This is a genomic window from Salegentibacter sp., from assembly GCF_036568425.1.
Lineage (GTDB): Bacteria > Bacteroidota > Bacteroidia > Flavobacteriales > Flavobacteriaceae > Salegentibacter.
Genome location: NZ_DATCSO010000116.1, coordinates 24,052 through 42,066, shown reverse-complemented (window position 1 = coordinate 42,066; position 18,015 = coordinate 24,052). Strand labels below are relative to the sequence as shown.

At 40.0% G+C, this 18,015-nt stretch carries 20 protein-coding genes; 5 read left to right on the top strand and 15 right to left on the bottom strand.

Annotated features, from left to right (window positions below):
* Both VIM94_RS11720 and VIM94_RS11715 read left to right on the top strand, forming a co-directional pair.
* Window positions 1-424: L,D-transpeptidase (locus VIM94_RS11720; RefSeq protein ID WP_332039486.1), on the top strand; the 424-nt coding region annotated here is incomplete at its 5' end.
* Window positions 425-478: 54 nt separating this feature from the next.
* Window positions 479-1,240, top strand: a complete 762-nt coding sequence (locus VIM94_RS11715; protein ID WP_332039485.1) for a hypothetical protein — start codon at window positions 479-481, stop codon at window positions 1,238-1,240.
* Window positions 1,241-1,249: 9 nt separating this feature from the next.
* Here VIM94_RS11715 and VIM94_RS11710 read toward each other — a convergent pair whose 3' ends face one another.
* The 3 genes from VIM94_RS11710 to VIM94_RS11700 form a co-directional block, all read right to left on the bottom strand.
* Window positions 1,250-2,068 (bottom strand): HAD family hydrolase, encoded by an 819-nt coding sequence (locus tag VIM94_RS11710; protein ID WP_332039484.1) that lies wholly within the window; start codon window positions 2,066-2,068, stop codon window positions 1,250-1,252.
* A gap of 158 nt (window positions 2,069-2,226) precedes the next feature.
* Window positions 2,227-2,583 carry a phage holin family protein gene (locus VIM94_RS11705; protein ID WP_332039483.1) on the bottom strand — a complete coding sequence of 119 codons (357 nt, stop codon included), beginning with the start codon at window positions 2,581-2,583 and terminating at the stop codon, window positions 2,227-2,229.
* 64 nt (window positions 2,584-2,647) lie between these two features.
* Window positions 2,648-3,277 (bottom strand): SanA/YdcF family protein, encoded by a 630-nt coding sequence (locus VIM94_RS11700; RefSeq protein WP_332039482.1) that lies wholly within the window; start codon window positions 3,275-3,277, stop codon window positions 2,648-2,650.
* Between the two features lie 126 nt (window positions 3,278-3,403).
* Between VIM94_RS11700 and VIM94_RS11695 the strand changes: the two genes are divergently transcribed.
* Window positions 3,404-4,036, top strand: a complete 633-nt coding sequence (locus tag VIM94_RS11695; protein WP_332039481.1) for an NAD(P)H-dependent oxidoreductase — start codon at window positions 3,404-3,406, stop codon at window positions 4,034-4,036.
* On the opposite strand, the gene ribB is transcribed toward VIM94_RS11695, so the two are convergent.
* The 12 genes from ribB to VIM94_RS11635 form a co-directional block, all read right to left on the bottom strand.
* Window positions 4,033-5,181 carry a 3,4-dihydroxy-2-butanone-4-phosphate synthase gene (gene ribB / locus VIM94_RS11690; RefSeq protein ID WP_332039480.1) on the bottom strand — a complete coding sequence of 383 codons (1,149 nt, stop codon included), beginning with the start codon at window positions 5,179-5,181 and terminating at the stop codon, window positions 4,033-4,035. The genes VIM94_RS11695 and ribB overlap by 4 nt on opposite strands.
* Before the next feature lie 27 nt (window positions 5,182-5,208).
* Window positions 5,209-6,657 (bottom strand): LptF/LptG family permease, encoded by a 1,449-nt coding sequence (locus VIM94_RS11685; RefSeq protein WP_332039479.1) that lies wholly within the window; start codon window positions 6,655-6,657, stop codon window positions 5,209-5,211.
* 1 nt (window position 6,658) lies between these two features.
* Complete coding sequence (locus VIM94_RS11680) at window positions 6,659-7,300, bottom strand: outer membrane lipoprotein carrier protein LolA (RefSeq protein WP_332039478.1); 642 nt, start codon at window positions 7,298-7,300, stop codon at window positions 6,659-6,661.
* A 7-nt stretch (window positions 7,301-7,307) separates the two neighbouring features.
* Complete coding sequence (locus VIM94_RS11675) at window positions 7,308-9,680, bottom strand: DNA translocase FtsK (RefSeq protein ID WP_332039477.1); 2,373 nt, start codon at window positions 9,678-9,680, stop codon at window positions 7,308-7,310.
* A gap of 294 nt (window positions 9,681-9,974) precedes the next feature.
* The gene (locus VIM94_RS11670) at window positions 9,975-10,337 is read right to left on the bottom strand and encodes a diacylglycerol kinase family protein (protein WP_332039476.1); all 363 of its coding nucleotides are present in this window, start codon (window positions 10,335-10,337) and stop codon (window positions 9,975-9,977) included.
* Window positions 10,337-10,837: a thiol peroxidase gene (tpx, locus tag VIM94_RS11665; RefSeq protein ID WP_332039475.1), complete on the bottom strand. Its 501-nt coding sequence runs from the start codon at window positions 10,835-10,837 to the stop codon at window positions 10,337-10,339. The genes VIM94_RS11670 and tpx overlap by 1 nt, the downstream gene beginning before the upstream one ends.
* A gap of 127 nt (window positions 10,838-10,964) precedes the next feature.
* Window positions 10,965-11,213 carry a DUF6952 family protein gene (locus tag VIM94_RS11660; RefSeq protein ID WP_332039474.1) on the bottom strand — a complete coding sequence of 83 codons (249 nt, stop codon included), beginning with the start codon at window positions 11,211-11,213 and terminating at the stop codon, window positions 10,965-10,967.
* Complete coding sequence (locus VIM94_RS11655) at window positions 11,194-11,508, bottom strand: thioredoxin family protein (RefSeq protein ID WP_332039473.1); 315 nt, start codon at window positions 11,506-11,508, stop codon at window positions 11,194-11,196. Before VIM94_RS11655 ends, VIM94_RS11660 begins: the two co-directional genes overlap by 20 nt.
* 17 nt (window positions 11,509-11,525) lie before the next feature.
* Window positions 11,526-12,164 carry a peroxiredoxin gene (locus VIM94_RS11650; protein ID WP_332039472.1) on the bottom strand — a complete coding sequence of 213 codons (639 nt, stop codon included), beginning with the start codon at window positions 12,162-12,164 and terminating at the stop codon, window positions 11,526-11,528.
* A 161-nt stretch (window positions 12,165-12,325) separates the two neighbouring features.
* Window positions 12,326-13,804 carry a Na+/H+ antiporter NhaC gene (gene nhaC, locus VIM94_RS11645; RefSeq protein ID WP_332039471.1) on the bottom strand — a complete coding sequence of 493 codons (1,479 nt, stop codon included), beginning with the start codon at window positions 13,802-13,804 and terminating at the stop codon, window positions 12,326-12,328.
* Window positions 13,805-13,931: 127 nt separating this feature from the next.
* On the bottom strand, window positions 13,932-14,513 hold the full coding sequence (locus tag VIM94_RS11640) for an outer membrane beta-barrel protein (protein WP_332039470.1): 582 nt from the start codon (window positions 14,511-14,513) through the stop codon (window positions 13,932-13,934).
* Between the two features lie 127 nt (window positions 14,514-14,640).
* Entirely contained in the window at window positions 14,641-15,846 is a 1,206-nt protein-coding gene (locus VIM94_RS11635; RefSeq protein ID WP_332039469.1) for an aminotransferase class I/II-fold pyridoxal phosphate-dependent enzyme, read from the bottom strand.
* A gap of 162 nt (window positions 15,847-16,008) precedes the next feature.
* Here VIM94_RS11635 and VIM94_RS11630 point away from each other — a divergent pair, with 162 nt between their 5' ends.
* On the top strand, window positions 16,009-16,473 hold the full coding sequence (locus VIM94_RS11630) for an Lrp/AsnC family transcriptional regulator (RefSeq protein ID WP_332039468.1): 465 nt from the start codon (window positions 16,009-16,011) through the stop codon (window positions 16,471-16,473).
* Between the two features lie 95 nt (window positions 16,474-16,568).
* Window positions 16,569-17,975: a dihydrolipoyl dehydrogenase gene (lpdA, locus tag VIM94_RS11625; protein ID WP_332039467.1), complete on the top strand. Its 1,407-nt coding sequence runs from the start codon at window positions 16,569-16,571 to the stop codon at window positions 17,973-17,975.
* Window positions 17,976-18,015: the final 40 nt, after the last annotated feature.

The following is an 18,015-nucleotide window of genomic DNA, read 5'->3' as shown; positions in this document are numbered from 1 at the left end:
CCACTATGCAAATTTTAAAGCTAAAAGGAAGATAAGTACCGTGAACTCCTCCTGGATTATGCCTTATTATTTTAATTTCATGAATTTTGAAGGTATTGGCATTCATCAGTATACCTTACCGGGATTTCCGGCCAGCCATTCCTGTGTCAGGCTTTTTATGGAGGATGCGAGGTATATTTATTACTGGGCTGATATGTGGCAGCTAAAAGGAAATCAATTGATTAAAAATGGTACTCCGTTTATTGTTTTTGGAACTTATAATTTCAATGAACCTGTTCCCTGGCTAAAACTTGCTGAAGATCCTATGGCAAATTTTATAAATAAAGAAGAGCTCGATTCGTTAAAAAGCTATGTTCAGGCTTATAATGCCGATTCTCTTAATTTTAAAAACCTGGTAAAACTTGAAAATCAAGTTATGTTTTAAGATAATGCCCGATCAAATGGGATTTTATAAATTAGTAAACTTAACATCTATACTATGAAAAGGAGATTCAATCTTGTATTAGCTTTCGGATTATTATTGTTTTTTACGGGGAATTTATTTGCCCAGGAAACTAAAATTATGGTAAGGGCTCTTGCTAATGATGCCAAATTTATTGGGTCCTCAATGGGTGGGGCGAAAATCATTATTAGAGAAGTAGAAACCGGAAGAATACTCGATGAAGGGCTTACCACGGGGAAAACGGGCGATACCGGGGCGATCCTGCTCTCACCAAGGCAGCGCTATAAAGAAATCACCACTGAAAAGACCGCCGGTTACCAGGCTAGTCTGGAGCTGGAGAAGCCCACTTTTGTAAGTATTGAAGCGCATGGGCCCATGAGTAAAAAACAGGCTAAAGCGGTCTCTTCAACCCAATTATGGGTCATCCCGGGAAAGGATATTACAGGCGATGGAGTTATTTTAAAAATCCCTGGCTTTGTGGTAGATATTTTATCGCCTCAAACCCACGAAACCATAAAACCAGAAACCAAAATAGAGATAAAAGCTAATGTAGTCATGATGTGTGGGTGTCCCGTAACCAACGCTGGGACCTGGGATGCCTCGGGTTATGAAATTAAGGCGATTATTTCTTCGGAAGGGAAGGAACAGAAAGAGATCGACCTAAAGCCTACAGAAAAAGCGAGTACTTTTTCTGAAACTATACCACTTGGAGAAGGCGATTATGAAATTGAAGTTTATGCCTACGATCCAAAAACAGGCAATACCGGCCTTGATAAACTTAATATTATTGTGAAATAGGCCAGGGTTTTAATTTTGGAGCAGCCCCAGCTCTTCTATTGTTTGTAAAACACCGTTTTCATTATTACTATAACGGGTTACAAAATTACTTGCCTGCTTGATCTCAGGATGGGCATTCTTCATGGCGTAGCTGTATTTTGCATTTTCCATCATTTCCAGGTCATTCAGGTAATCGCCAAATACCAGGGTCTCTTCAGGTAAAATATTCAATTCCTGTTGAACATCCTTTATCGCATTTCCCTTGTTGGCGTCTAATGCAGTAATATCGATAAAAACCTTTGCTGCAATAGCAACTTTAAATCTATCGGTATAATTCACAAAATGGGGGTAGGTATGTTCTTCGACCCCCTTATCATTGCACAGGGTTACTTTTAAAATTACGTCATTGACTTTGGTAAGATCTTCAACCGGTTTTAGACGTTGGTAAAATTGAGAAATATGAGCAATAAAATCCTTATCCCTGGTTTCTACATAAGCCGATTCCTTTCCACAGAGCACTAATTTGGTGTCCATCAGTTTACGCCCCATTTTAATAAAACCAATGGCATCTTCGTGTTTTAGAGGGTTAACGTAGAGTTCTTTGCCTTTATGAGAAACGAAAGTGCCGTTTTCAGCAAAGAACATCATCCTGTTTTTAATAGGTTCGAAGTTAGCTTCGAGGTTGTAGAATTGCCTGCCACTTGCAACTGAGAACATAATACCTCTCTCAGCAAGCTTTTTTTCAATTTCCCAGAAATCAGGGTGGATTTCGTGCTGGTCATTAAGCAGGGTGCCATCCATATCGGTAACGATAAGTTTTATATTCTTCTGGCCGTTAAGAGTTTCCATAGTTTCCTTCCTGTTCTTTATCAAGCAGGCAAATATAGGATATGATTTGCCTCGGTTTGTTAATTCTATATCAATTTTGTTGATGAGGACATTAGTGGAAAAAAAGATGCTTCGGAAACACTTGCTTCCGAAGCATCAGAAGAAAAATGTGAATTAGCCTAAAATAAGATGGCGTCTACTATTCCTCCAACTATAGCCAGGAAAATGGCCAGCCAGAGCGATGGTAGGAAACCAACGGTTTTAAAATCTTTACTGAATTTATCGGCGATCTCGATAATGATAGCGTAGGCGATTACCCGGGTTATAAAACCGAGACCCAAAAAATAAAATATGCCAAGAGTTGCCACATTCAGAATACCGGTGAGTAACCAGCTGAGCAGGAAGCTAAGCACGCCAATAATCAGGGCGACTAAAATTGCTGTTTTAAAGCCTTTTAGTTCTACTTTAGCCATCATATTTGCTGCAGCAAGTAATACCAAAGCGTCAATGATAATATGGATTAGCCATTGAAACATATTAGTTTGGTTTTATGGTTAGTATAATTAAAGATACAAAAATCCTTTAAAAAATATTGAAAACTTAAAGCCTGTCCTCCAGGGTGGTAGGCTCTTTTTTCAGTAATACTTCATAGAGTGCCTTAAAATTGGCCAGAAGCTCCCGGCGTTCTATTTTATTGGTGGTTTTATAGGAATGGCTTCGGGCGGCAAACCCGGTATAGGGGAGGTTCAAACCTTTTGCGATAAAAATAGTTCTGGGCAAATGGAATTTTTGTGTAACTACAATAGCCTCTTCTACTCCCAATACAGCATTCGATCGATACATGCTATCATAAGTGTCCAGCCCGGCGTGATCCAGGAGGATCTTTCTTTCGGGGATTCCCTGTTTCATCAGGTAATTTCCCATCGCGTTAACTTCATTGTAATTTTCGGTACTATGATCACCGGTGAGCAGGAATCGCTTTACCTTTTTATTCCTATATAATTCAATCGCGGTATCAACCCGGTCTTTTAAGATAGGGGAGAGTTTCCCGTCAGAATGAACACTGGCTCCAAGAACAATAACCGTTTCTGAAGAGGGAATCCGTGAAATATCTTCGAAAATGAGGTGTTGTGTATCTTTTTCAATATATGCTTTAAGGCCCAGAGCTATCAAAATTGCAATAATTAAGGAAAGTACTGTGGCGAGAATTACCTTTTTAATTTGTTTCATTTTCTCCGGCTATAATACATTATAAATATAGGTCATATTATTATACCTATAGTTTTATTTTATTCCTTAACGTTTACCGGGCTTGTAACATTGTTTACCTTTGTTCCAAAATAAAAGCACGGCAATATGGGCAATATAAAGGCATTGGAATGGCGTTATGCTACCAAAAAATTTGATGCTGAAAAAGAATTAACCAGCGAAAAGATCGAGATCCTTAAAAAGGCATTTAATCTTACAGCTACTTCCTATGGCTTGCAGCCATTAAAGTTGGTGATAGTAAAAAATAAAAAGCTTCAGGAAGAGCTTCAGAATTTTTCCTTTAACCAGAAACAGGTGGGCACGGCTTCTCATGTGCTTGTTATTTGCATCGAAAAGAAAGTAGGGAAGGAGTTTATTGAAAACTATTTTAAACGGGTAAAGCATATTCGTGAAACTCCTGAAGAAATTCTTGCGCCTTTCAAAGAATTTTTAATCGGGGATTTTGAAGCGAAAGCTTCCGCCGAAATCACCCAATGGGCCATTAACCAGGCTTATTTAAGCCTGGGGAATTTACTTACGGTTTGTGCGACCGAAGAAATTGATGCTTGTCCTATGGAAGGTTTTCAGCCCGACGAGTACGATAAACTTTTACAACTTGAAGACCGTAACCTTAGATCGGTGCTGGTGCTTCCTGTTGGGTACCGGGCCGGGGATGATATGTTTTCCAGTTTCAAGAAAGTGCGCAGGCCCCTGGAGGATGTAATAATTGAAATGGATTAGTAATTTACATACCTGGTAATTTCCAGTCCATATCCAATCATTCCCACTCGTTTGGTTTGCTGCGAATTTGAAAGCAGCTTGAACTTATGAATTTCCAGGTCATGAAGTATCTGGGCGCCTATTCCAAAATCCTTATTATCCATATGAATTGGTGGAGCTTTGGCTTCGCCTTGTTTCTGAAGATCTTTCAGCTCAGAAAGCCTGTTTAAAAGATTTAAGGACTGGCTTGCAGGATTGATAAAGACAATGGCGCCACGCCCTTCTTTGTTTATGGCCTGGAACATACTGTCGAGCTTTTTATCGGCATCGTTGGTAAGGGTTCCCAGGATATCGTTATTGATTAGGGTTGAATTGACACGCACCAAAACTTCTTCATCAGATTTCCAGTTTCCTTTAGTTAGAGCGATATGTACCTGATTATTGGTGGTTTGCAGGTAAGCTCTTAGTCTAAATTTTCCGAAGCGGGTTTCCAAATCAAAATCCTCTTTCTTCTCGATGAGAGAATCGTGTTGCATTCTGTATGCTATAAGATCTTCAATAGAGACCACCTTGAGATCAAAACGCCGGGCAACTTCCATAAGTTGTGGTAGCCTGGCCATGGTTCCATCTTCATTCATGATCTCTACAATCACTCCGGCAGGTTCAAAGCCTGCCAGGCGAGCGAAATCTATTGCGGCTTCAGTGTGCCCTGTTCTTCTTAAAACCCCGCCTTCTCTGGCTTTAAGCGGAAAAATATGTCCTGGCCGATTTAGGTCGGTGGCTTTGGTTGCCGGGTCGATCAGGGATTTTACGGTTTTAGCTCTGTCTGCCGCTGAAATTCCTGTGGTTACTCCCTGGCCTTTAAGGTCTATAGAGATGGTAAAAGCGGTTTCAAGAGGGTCGGTATTTTTACCAACCATCATTTCCAGCTTGAGATCGCGGCAACGTTCTTCGGTTATCGGTGCGCAAATGAGACCCCGGCCATGCGTGGCCATAAAATTGATCATTTCAGGAGTCACCATTTCGGCGGCCGCAACAAAATCTCCTTCATTTTCACGATCTATATCGTCTACAACGATAATAACCTTTCCTGCACGTATATCATCAATGGCGTCTTTGATATTATGCAATTTTATATTGTGCTGAGTTGAAGTTTTTTGAGGCATTTTTGCGGTATTTGGCTGCAAAGATATTTATTCTATTTCGGTTTTCCGGCGCAAAAGCCCGGCTTTTTTAAGCCCTTTCTTAAAGGGGTCTATTAAATTATCGAAGGCAAAAAGTCCCTGGTCTGTGGTGGCCCTGTAAGTGAGGTAAATTCCAAGGGGCAACATGATGAGGGTGGAGAGCCAACTTGCCAGAAAAGGACTTATACTCCCGTCTTCTGCACTGTTTTTGGCAAAGATCCCGATAAAATGATAAGTGAGAAAAATAAGTATAGCTACAACCATAGGTAAGCCCATACCTCCCTTACGAATTATCGCTCCTAGTGGTGCACCCACAAAGAATAGAACGATACAGGCAATGGCCAGAACATATTTTTCGTGCAAGGCGATCTCAAATTTGTTAAGCTGTTTTGTCGCCGTCCTGAATTCATTTTTCTTCATGATGAGATGAGACATAGAGCCATTTACGTTTCCTAAAGCCAGGTTTACGATTTGTATTGCCTCATTCCTGTCATATTCTTCCAGGATGGAATTTTCAATAGCTTTTACTGTATCTGCCGGCTGAAGATTGGTGTTAATATTCCGCAGGCCGGTACGGTTGAACATATTTTTTTTGAACTGCTTTATATTGGTGTTATAGCTTGTGGAAAAGGAATCTATACTTTGATTTAGTTCCGAGATCTTAAGCATTCCCTGGGTATTGCTATAAGATTCGTCTTCCAGGTCTACATTGTTAATGTCTGAAAGGTCCAGGTTAATTGTGTATTCCCTGAAATGACTCTTGGCAAATGGTTTATTCCTTCGTTTTGAAAGATCATTAGGTTGAATCTCATCGTAGTAGTTCCCATCTTTTAGGATGAGGGATAAAACTTCAGAATCTGTACTTCCAACAAGTTCTCCTTCTACTGCTTTAATAACCGTAAAATTCCCACTTCTTGCAGTCTTTTGATGGATGATAACATCATCCAGGTATTGATCATTAGGTCCACTTTTCTTATCTACTTTAATATTTATACTACCCACCTCGTTGAAAGTACCTTCAGTAATAGCCATTGCAGGTTTGAGTTGAGCAATATTTTTCCGAAGATTTATAGATTTGAATTCGGCGGCAGGGATAACGTTGTTAGCAAAGAAAAATGCTGTCAGGCTCACAAGAAGGATAAAGAAAGTGAGGCTTCGCATTGCTCTCTGCAGGGAAATTCCGGAGGATTTCATAGCTGCGAACTCATAATTTTCGGCAAAATTCCCGAAAGTCATAATTGAAGTAAGCAGGATGGTAAGAGGCAAAACCAGGGGAACCAATTTTGGTGAAAAATAGAGCAGGAATTTAAAAATTATTTCTGCATCAAGGTCTTTACCAGCCAGTTCACCTATGTACAACCAAATGGTCTGGAGTACAAAGATGAACATAAGGATGATAAAAACTGTAAAAAATGTTTTGAGGTAACTGATTAATATGTACCTGTCTAATATTTTCAATTTAGTCGAGCCTGTTTATATAATAAGAATCGTAGCGAGCTTCGTCAAAGGTAAACAGGTTTTGTGAAAGCGGCTGATTGGTTTTAAAACTTTTTACGGTAATCGTAATTTTGGTGTCGTTATCCTGGGTTTGAATAAGGTTGTAAATGTGTTTTGTCTGGCTGTCTATTCCAAGCAGGATATTTTTCACCTCGGCATTACTGTCTTTTGGAGTAAGCTTGATATACTGAATTTGTCTTCCTTTTACGTTTTGGGCGGTATCCCATTCATAATTATATCCTTCTTCGTAGAAACTGAACATTTTAGAAGGGGTGATGTTGTTCTCATCTTCTTCAACATAGGTAGAGATATTGATCTCTTCATCTTCCGGGATTATGGTATAGATCTTTTTTCCATCAAACATTTGGGTGGTGCCCATAAGATTGAGAAGATATTTTTCTCCTTTTATGCTCACATCTCCACGGGTTTCCTGCTTTACATTCTCGGCAGTGTTTTCAAGAGAATATTTAAAGTCTATCACCATGTTATCGTAAGCTTTCACTTTTGAGGAAACTTCCTTTAAAAGTTCATCGGCTTTTTCTGAATTCTGGGCACTTAGATTAATACTTACCAGGGCTGCGATAATAAATACAATTTTTTTCATTACTTTTTTATGTCTTTGGTTCTTCATTTAATAATTGATCCAGCGCAACAAGGTCAGTGATTAAAACCTGGCGGGCTTTACTACCTTCAAAAGGCCCAACTATTCCTGCGGCTTCCAGTTGATCTATAATGCGACCGGCACGATTGTAGCCAAGTTTTAATTTGCGTTGCAATAAAGAAGCCGAGCCTTGTTGCGCTGTTACAATCACTTCTGCGGCTTCCCGAAAGAGTTTATCTCTCTCGCTCACATCTATATCAACTCCTGTGCCACTATCTTCTCCTTCATATGCCGGAAGTTGATAGGCATCAGGATAGGCTTTTTGAGAGCCAATAAATTCGGTGATCTTATCTACCTCAGGAGTGTCCACGAAGGCGCATTGCAGTCGTTTTAATTCGTTTCCCTGTGTAAAAAGCATGTCACCCCGGCCTATTAGCTGATCGGCGCCCTGGCCGTCCAGAATCGTCCTGGAGTCTATTTTTGAGGTTACCCTGAAGGCAATCCTTGCAGGGAAATTGGCTTTTATGATACCTGTAATTACATTCACAGATGGACGTTGGGTTGCGATTATTAAATGGATGCCAATAGCCCTGGCTAACTGTGCAAGCCTGGCAATAGGGGCTTCAACCTCTTTTCCGGCGGTCATGATCAGGTCAGCAAATTCATCTACTACCAGTACGATATAAGGAAGAAATTTATGTCCGTTTTCCGGGTTAAGCTTACGAGCTTTAAATTTGATATTGTATTCCTTGATATTGCGTACCATCGCATCCTTTAGCAGTTCGTACCTGTTGTCCATCTCGATACACATGGAATTCAGGGTGTTGATCACTTTAGTGTTATCTGTAATGATGGCATCTTCAGTATCTGGTAATTTAGCCAGGTAATGGCGCTCTATTTTGTTGAAAAGGGTAAGTTCAACCTTTTTCGGATCCACCAGCACAAACTTAACTTCAGCAGGATGTTTAGAATACAATAAAGAGGTTAGAATTGCATTTAAGCCAACCGATTTCCCCTGCCCTGTGGCTCCGGCCATAAGCAGGTGGGGCATTTTTGCCAGGTCTACAACAAAGGTTTCATTAGAAATGGTTTTCCCAAGGGCCATAGGAAGCTCCATTTCGGCATTTCTGAATTTCGAGGAGGCGATCACGGAGCGCATAGAAACTATGGAAGCATTTTTGTTTGGAACCTCAATCCCGATGGTTCCTTTTCCCGGGATAGGAGCAATAATCCTTATTCCAAGAGCCGAAAGTGAAAGTGCGATATCATCTTCCAGGTTTTTGATCTTGGATATCCTGATTCCGGCCTCCGGAACGATCTCATAAAGGGTAACCGTTGGTCCAACCGTAGCTTTTATTTGTGCTATCTCTATCTTGTAGTTCTTAAGCGTATCTACGATGCGGTTCTTATTTTCTTCGAGTTCCTCCTGGTCTACGGTTATTGTGCCGCCGTAATCTTTTAATAATTCCAGGGTAGGGAAGGTGTAGTTGCTGAGTTCCAGGGTGGGATCAAATTCACCAAAATCTTCAACTAGCTTTCTACTTTGCTTATCCTCCTCAACTTCTTCCTCGGGCGGAGTTTCAATTTCCATAGCTACTTCATCGTGAGATTCAGTCTTTTTTTCTTCCGTAACCCGGGATTCTTTCTTTTTATCTTTAGACGGATCGGGGTCAAGTTTGACTTCAGAAGTTTCTGGTTCCTGGGTACTTAAGACCTCTTCTTTCCAGCTTAATTCCTCATCGGTTTCTGAGGCTTCAGGTTTATCAGTTTTAAATTCGCTTTGAAAGTTCTTGTGTTTTTTACTTATAAATCCGCCTACCATTTCAGGGGTAATCTTCAACCTTAAACTTAAATAAGCGATTAAAAGGAACAGCATCAGCAGGGCTGTGCCGAAGAAACCAAGATAATCCTGAAGGAAATCGTTGGTTTCAAAACCAACTCTTCCTCCTAAAAGGGCATTGCTTTCAGCAAAAAAGCCAAAAAATATTGAAATCCAAAGCATTACCAGCACCCCCCAAAACCAGTAGATTCCCAATCGTAAAGACTTCAGATTAAAAAAGAGATATATTCCACTAATCCCGATTAAACCAGCAATAACAAATGCAGCCAGTCCAAAACCTTTGTAAATGAAGAAATCGCTCACCAAAGCTCCAAATTTGCTCAGCCAGTTTCTGGCTTCTATTTCTCTGTTTCCAAATTCAGAAAGGGTGCTTTGGTCGGCATGCCAGTTGAATAAAAAAGAGATGAAAGCTATGGTTAGGGCAATGCCAAATAACATTAAAAAACTCCCTAAAACAACTTTTTGCTGCCTGTTTAATTTGAGCGAAAACTTGTTGCTTTTTTTCGTGGTGGTTTTTTTGTTTTTAGTTTTTTTTCTGGCCATATAAGCTTTGAGAGATTTTGGGCAAAAATACAAATTAGATCATCTAATGTACGGAAAAGCTATTTTGTATTTAAAATTAAAATTTAAGATATATGATTAACTCAAAAATCGTGGAAATATGACACAATAGAATCTGAATTTTTTAAATAAAAGAGAGGGAATGGTTTTTAATTGGTTGTTGTACCTGAGAATGAAACTTGATTATATTTCGGGGATATTTTATATGGTTATAAGATGCTGTTGGTTAGCGGAGAAAGTCTATAGTAAAGTAAAATCTGACCTGTATAATCAATTTTAAAAAATATAAGGAAAATAAATAAAGCCACCGATAATCACAGCAAATAGAGCGGCAAAGAAAACCCCGCCTGCTGCCACATCTTTTATATGACCTATTTTACTATGGAGGTCTGGATGTACAAAATCTGCCAGGGCCTCAATAGCACTATTTAGGCCTTCGGCAGCCATCACCATCCCGATGGCTGTAAACTGGAACAGCCATTCGGTTTTAGTGATGTCAAAATAAATTCCGGTGATTGTTATAATAATAGCTATCCCTAACTGGACCTGGATACTGGCTTCGTGCCTAATTAACAACCAGGCGCCTTTTATAGCGTAACCGCCACCTCTTATGCGTTTTCCGAGAAAAGAATCCCGCATTATAGGAGGTTTTTTAATGCCGCAAGATAATCCGGTTCTTGGGCGATTTCAGGGACCTGCTGGCTGTGAATCACCTTTCCGTTCTCATCCAGTACAATGACTACCCGGGAAAGCAAGCCTTCCATAGGGCCATCTATTATTTCGAGTCCGTAATCCTTTCCAAAATTCCTGTCTTTGAAATCTGATAGATTAATTACATTTTTCAGATCTTCATCATCTACAAACCTTTTCTGGGCAAAAGGTAAATCCCTGGAAATACATAGCACAACGGTATTGTCGAGTTCAGTAGCTCTTTGATTGAAATTCCTGACCGAAGTCGCACAAACTCCAGTATCTATACTGGGAAAAATATTCATAATCACTCTTTTCCCCTTAAAATCTTCCAGGGTAGCGGTGGAAAGATCGGTTTTTACCAATTGAAAATGTGGAGCTTTTTCTCCTTTTTCAGGTAAACTCCCGTAGGTGTTTACGCGTTCTCCTTTTAATGTTATCTGAGACATAATATACTTTATTGGTTAAGGAGGATAAATTTAGGATTTATGCAGCAGGCTTTTACTAAAATTATCATAAAAACAAACAGGCTGCTTCTTTCGAAAGCAGCCTGTTTTGAAGGGTTTTGAAGAGGGCTTATTGATCTATAGAGCCAATTACCTTCTTCATAAATCCGTTGGCGGCCTCTTTTTCCTCAGCGCCGTCATCTATCATTTTTTGCACTTCTACAGCTCCACATAGATTGGAAACCAATTCCCCGATTACGTCCATTTCATCGTCTTTAACAGAGCGGTGTTCAGTATAGTTTTCCAGTACTTCTATAGCGTTTTCAAGCTTTTCCAGCTCGTTATTGCGCTGCAGGTGCCTAATTATTGGTAACTTCATTTACTAAGTCTTTTAAGGGCTCGAACTTGTTGGTCTGAACCTGGTTTTTAAAACTCCCGTTCTTAAAAGTCGCGAAAGTTGGTAAGTTGTCTACCTTAGCCAGCTTTCTGGACTCCGGAAATTTTTCGGCATCTACCATTAGAAACGTAGCGTTCTCATTTTCTGAAGCCAGTTTCTTAAACTTTGGTTTCATCAAGCGGCAGTTGCCACACCATCCGGCCATATATTGCACCACAACGGTATCGTTGTTCTCAACAATCTCGTCCAGGTTATCCTGATCTAATTCTTTTACCATAACAATGATTGCGTTTTTTAGTTTAAGCTTAGGTAAGAGGCAACTCCGTCGCGGTCAGCATTCATCGCTTCTTTACCTTCTTCCCAGTTAGCGGGGCAAACCTCACCTTTTTCCTGGACGTGCGTATAAGCATCTATCAGTCTAAGGAATTCAGCAACGTTTCTACCTAATGGCATATCGTTTACGCCTTCGTGGAAAATTTTACCTTCTTCATCAATAAGGTAAGTTGCACGGTAAGTTACGTTGTCACCTTCTAAAGTTAAATCTCCGGTTTCTTCGTCATAAGACTCTGCGGTAATATCCAGGATACCAAGACGGGAGCTAAGGTTGCGGTTAGTATCAGCAAGGATAGGATAAGTAACACCTTCAATACCACCATTATCTTTTGGAGTATTTAACCAGGCGAAATGTACTTCAGGAGTATCGCAGGAAGCTCCAATTACCATAACATTTCTTTTTTCAAATTCTTCCAAAGCTTGTTGGAATGCGTGAAGTTCGGTGGGGCAAACAAAGGTGAAATCTTTTGGGTACCAGAAAAGCAATACTTTTTTGTTGTTTTTCTGAGCTTCTTCAAGAACATTGATCTTGAAGGTGTCACCCATTTCATTCATTGCATCTACACTAAGGTTTGGAAATTTTTTTCCTACTAAAGACATATTGTTTTAATTTTTAAAATTTGATTTATTGGTTTTAATTCTGCGTGCAAATTTAGAGAATGACTTCAAACTGCATACTAATTCAAATTTTTATTGTTTATTTGGTTATAGTTTTTGCTTATGACTAACTCAAAATAAGATAGAAAAGCTCTATTTGCTGTTTAAGCTGATTTTTCTCTCAACTCTTTGATTTTAATCCCAAAGGCAGCAAAAAAGAGGGTCATAAACGGACTCAAATAATTAAAGATTGCATAGCCAAAGTAAGAAGCTACTGGTACGCCCAACACCCCGCTGTGATAAGCTCCGCAGGTATTCCAGGGTACTAATACTGAAGTTACTGTTCCTGAATCTTCCAGCGTACGGCTAAGATTTTCGGGAGCAAGGCCCTTGTCCTTATAGGCTTTGGCAAACATTTTACCGGGGACCACAATAGCCAGGTATTGATCTGAAGCCGTGGCATTAAGCGCCAGGCAGCTAAATACCGTACTTGCAAAAAGTCCGAAGGTGGTATGGAATAAATTCAGCAAAGCCTTACTTATACGGGCAAGAGCCCCAATAGCATCCATGATTCCTCCAAATACCATCGCACAGATGATAAGCCAGATGGTATCAAGCATACCTGCCATTCCTCCAGCTGAGAACAGGTCGTTAAGATTTTCATTATCGGTTTGAACTGCGGTATCTACGGTAATAGCCTGCATCACCCCTTTATAACCGCTTATAAAAGTGAGATCATCGGCTCCTGCAATTTGTGTGACTATTCCGGGTTGGAAAATTAGTGCAGCTACTGCACCCAAAAGAGTTCCCAATAGAAGGGCAATGAGTGGAGAGATTTTTTTAACTATTAAAAGAATAACCACCAGGGGTACCACGAAAAGCCATGGCGAAATGGTGAATGAATTTTCTATAGAAGCAAGAATGGAGGAGGTATCGGTAATTCCGGTTGGTTCCAGGTTTAAGCCAATAATTACAAACACCGTAATTGTAATAAGAATTGTGGGAACGGTGGTAATGGTCATATACCGGATATGCGTAAAAAGATCGGTTCCTGCCATTGCCGGTGCAAGATTGGTGGTGTCGCTTAAAGGAGACAGTTTATCACCAAAATACGCGCCTGAAAGAATCGCCCCAGCGGTCATTCCTACCGAAATCCCCAGGGCTTCAGCAATACCAATTAGAGCAATACCAACCGTAGCCGAGGTAGTCCAGCTACTCCCGGTTGCCACCGAAATCACTGAACATATTACCACGCAGGCCGCAAGGAATATAGTAGGGTTTAAAATTTGTAAGCCATAATAGATCATTGTGGGAATAATACCTGAAATAAGCCAGGTTCCGGCCAGAGCTCCAACCATGAGAAGAATAAGGATTGCTCCCGAGGTGCTCTGGATATTAGAAGCCACCTCATCTATCATCTTTTCATACTTCGTATTATTGAAGTACCCAACAATAGCTGCAACAGCGCCACCAAGTAAGAGTATAAACTGGTTGGAACCGCTCAATGCATCATCTCCAAATACATAAACATTAAATGCAAGCATCGCAATAAGGGCAAAAACCGGAATAAGGGCTTCCCAAATATTAAGTTCTCGGTTTTTTACAATTTGTTCATTTTTAGGGCTGGTAGGTTGGTTTTCCATTCGGGATATCTATAATAAAAATTTTCCGGAGAAATGTAAATCCAGGAAGATTTAATTGAAATTTAAGTTTCTGCCCGTAATTTTACGATTTTACTGCAAAACAGCCAAGTTTTAAGGAAGTCTATAATTAAAAATTATAGCCTATACCAAACTGAATGCCTAAACCCGAAAGTTTGGCGTGGTGGTCTTCTTTTTCAAAAGGAATTAATGCATAATGCCGAAAATTGGGATTGAGGAACATCTGGAAGTTTCTGATATAATGGTTTACACCTATTCCAAGGCTTAAACCGACTCCTGATTGAGAATCAAAACTATTATCTGAATTCTGAAAATCAACTACAGGCCCGCCATTGATAAAGAAATACTCCAGAAATCTGTAATTGAGTAAAACCGGAATAGAGGTGACTTGAAGTCTTTCTCTTCTGGAAGTTTGCTTAGGCATTGGGGCCGAAGTTATTTTTATATCTCCCGTGTAGAAACCTATTCCGGTTTCAAGACCAAGACCCTCAGGCAATCTCAGAATATACCTGATGCCTAGTTCATATCCGGTTTCCGGATCATAGCCAGGACTTCCAACAAGGCTTTGATTGGTTTTCAACCCGTAGGAAGAAATTCCATAATACCCCCGAATTTCACTTTGATTTTGAGCAACGGTATTAGAAGAATAACAAATAAAAAAAAAGATTAGAAAATATTTTAAGATCTTCATTACAGGTTAGAATTAGTTGCTAAAAAAGATTTGTATCTTCTAAAGATAGTTAACTAAAAATAAAAGACCTCATCGGGAAGAGCGATGAGGTCTGTTTTAATTAATGATTTTAAACCAATTAAGCGGCTTACTTTTTAAGAACTCCTACTTCAAGCATACATTCCTTCATCGTTTGAAAGGTTCTTTCGATATCATTGTCCAGGCCAATACTAAAGCGAATAAGACCATCGCTTAATCCCATTTCTTTTTGTTCATCCTCCGGGATTTCAGAAGAAGTAGAGCTGCCTGGTGCGCTGAATAATGTTTTATAAAAGCCTAAGCTTACTGCAAGGTAACCAAGGTTTTTCTTCTGCATCAATTCCATAAGTTCGTTGGCTTTCTCCAGGCTTCCCACATCAAGAGTAAGTAACCCCCCAAAACCATAATCTTCATTCATCATTTTTTTGAAGGTTTCATGGCCCGGATGTGATTCCAGTCCCGGATAAACAGTTCTTAGCCCCTCTTCCTGGAATTTTTTGGCAAGATACATAGCATTGTGACTGTGTTGTTTTATTCGAATATGAAGCGTTCTAAGATTCTTCAAAATTGAAGCTGCTCTCATACCGTCCATTGTAGGGCCTAAAAGCATATTCGCACCATCATTTACACTTCTAAGGGAATCTATAAACTCCTGACTTCCGCAAGTAACTCCGCCCACGGTGTCGCTGCTACCATTAATGAATTTGGTTAAACTATGGATCACGATATCGGCACCAAGTTCTTTGGGGCTTATAGATAATGGAGAAAAAGTATTATCGACCACAAAAGTAAGCCCGTGTTTTTTAGCAATTTTGGATAATTCAGCAAGATCAGCCACTTCCAGTAATGGATTACTTATGGCTTCACAATATAGAACTTTGGTATTTTCGGTTATAGCAGCTTCCACTTTTTCGGCATTAGTGATATCAACAAAAGAAGTGTTGATGTTGAATCTTGGAGCGAAATTCTTTAGGAAGGCATAAGTTCCGCCGTAAATAGTACGGCTGGAAACAATATGGTCTCCGGCTTTACATAGTTGAAGCAAGGTAGGAGTGATAGCACCCATTCCGCTGGCGGCTACGTTGGCTGTTTCGGTTCCTTCCATCGCTGCAAGGGCTTCTCCAAGATAAAGATTGGAGGGAGAGGAGTGCCTGGAATAAAGGTAACAGCCATCTGCATTACCTTCAAAAGTGTCAAACATTGTCTTCGCTGAAAGGAAAGTGTAAGTGGACGAATCGGAAATAGAAGGATTCACGCCTCCAAATTCCCCAAAATATTGTAAGTCCTGAATTTTATCTGCTGGTTTAAATTTCATGATATTTCTGAATTTTAGATTATATCAAATAACAACATTTTCAGAATAAAAATCAACCGGAATGTTGAAATTCAGTAAAATAATCTGTAATAATACATCTTGTAAGAATAATAATCTTAATTTATGTAAGTTTGGTTTTAAGAACAGAAAATTTTTCCGATTATGAAACTGGATGAAAAAGATCTTCAAATTCTGAAGCATTTGCAGCAGGATAGCAAGATGACCAATAAGGAGATTTCAGTGAAATTAGACCTTTCGATAACTGCGGTCTATGAGCGCATCAAGCGCCTGGAAAGGGAACAGGTGATTTCAAAATATGTTGCTCTGTTAAACCCTGATAAAGTTGATAAAGCCTTCACCGTTTTTTGCCAGATAAAACTTATTCAACATACCAAAGATTATCTTACCCGTTTTGAAACTGAAGTCAAGAGCCTCCCCGAGGTTTTGGAGTGTTTCCATGTGAGTGGTGAGTATGATTATATTTTAAAAGTTCTGGTAAAAGATATGGCTGCCTACCGGGAATTTATGGTGACAAAACTCACTACCCTGGATCATATAGGTAGTACGCAAAGCACCTTCACCATTGAAAAGGTGAAGCATACTACCGCAATTAGCTTTAATTCTTAAAGTTTTGATAGGAACTCGCCCAGCATTGGTCATTGGCGTGAATAGTTGTACTTTTGTGTTCAATTTGTTAAAAAATCACTACAAAACATTAAATTATGAGTAAATATGATGTTGCAGTTATAGGTTCCGGCCCCGGAGGATATGTGGCCGCTATACGCTGCGCGCAACTGGGATTAAAAACTGCTATCATAGAGAAATATTCAACTTTAGGGGGAACCTGTCTGAATGTAGGTTGTATTCCGAGTAAAGCCTTACTGGATTCTTCTCATCATTACCACGATGCCGTAAAGCATTTTGAAGACCACGGAATTGAAATCCCGGGGGAGGTAAAGGTTAACCTTGAGAAAATGATGGAGCGTAAATCATCGGTGGTAAGTCAAACCTGTGACGGGGTGAAATACCTGATGGATAAAAACAAGATCGATGTTTTTGAAGGTGTTGGCTCTTTTAAAGATAAAACTCACATCAATATTGAGAAGAACGATGGCGAAACCGAAACCATCGAAGCTGCAAAAACTATTATTGCCACAGGCTCAAAACCGGCCAACCTTCCGTTTATAGAGCTCGATAAAGAAAGAATAATCACTTCTACTGAAGCTTTAAAATTAAAAGAAATTCCAAAACACATGATCGTGATTGGTGGGGGTGTAATAGGCCTGGAATTAGGTCAGGTGTACCGCCGTTTAGGAGCCGAGGTTACTGTTGTAGAATTTCTAGACCGAATTATCCCTACTATGGATGCTGCACTTTCTAAAGAACTTCAAAAAGTGCTGAAGAAACAAGGTGTGAAATTCCATGTTTCTACAAAAGTGAAATCAGTAGAAAGAAATGGCGATGAGGTGATCATCAAAGCCGACGATAAAAAAGATAAAGAAGTAGAATTAAAAGGAGATTACTGCCTGGTTTCTGTGGGACGTCGCCCATTCACCGAGGGTCTTAATGCCGATGCTGCTGGAGTAAAAGTAACTGATAAAGGAATGATTGAGGTAAACGAACACCTACAAACCAACGTAGAGAATATCTATGCTATTGGGGATGTTGTTCGTGGAGCTATGCTCGCTCATAAAGCCGAAGAAGAAGGAACTTTTGTAGCTGAAACCATTGCCGGCCAAAAACCGCATATCGATTATAACCTTATTCCCGGCGTAGTCTATACCTGGCCAGAAGTGGCTGCAGTTGGAAAGACAGCGGAGCAACTTAAGGAAGAAGGTGTGAAATACAAGGAAGGAAAATTTCCAATGCGTGCTCTTGGTCGTGCCAGAGCCAGTGGCGACATAGACGGATTTGTGAAAATTCTTGCCGATGAAAAAACCGATGAGGTGCTTGGTGTACATATGATAGGCGCCCGTACGGCTGATCTTATTGCTGAAGCAGTAACCGCCATGGAATTCCGTGCTTCTGCTGAAGATATTTCAAGAATGAGCCACGCGCATCCAACCTATGCTGAAGCTGTTAAGGAAGCCGCTCTGGCCGCAACCGACGATCGTGCTTTGCACGTTTAATTCTTCGGAAAAAACTGATTATAAAACCCGGAAACCATGA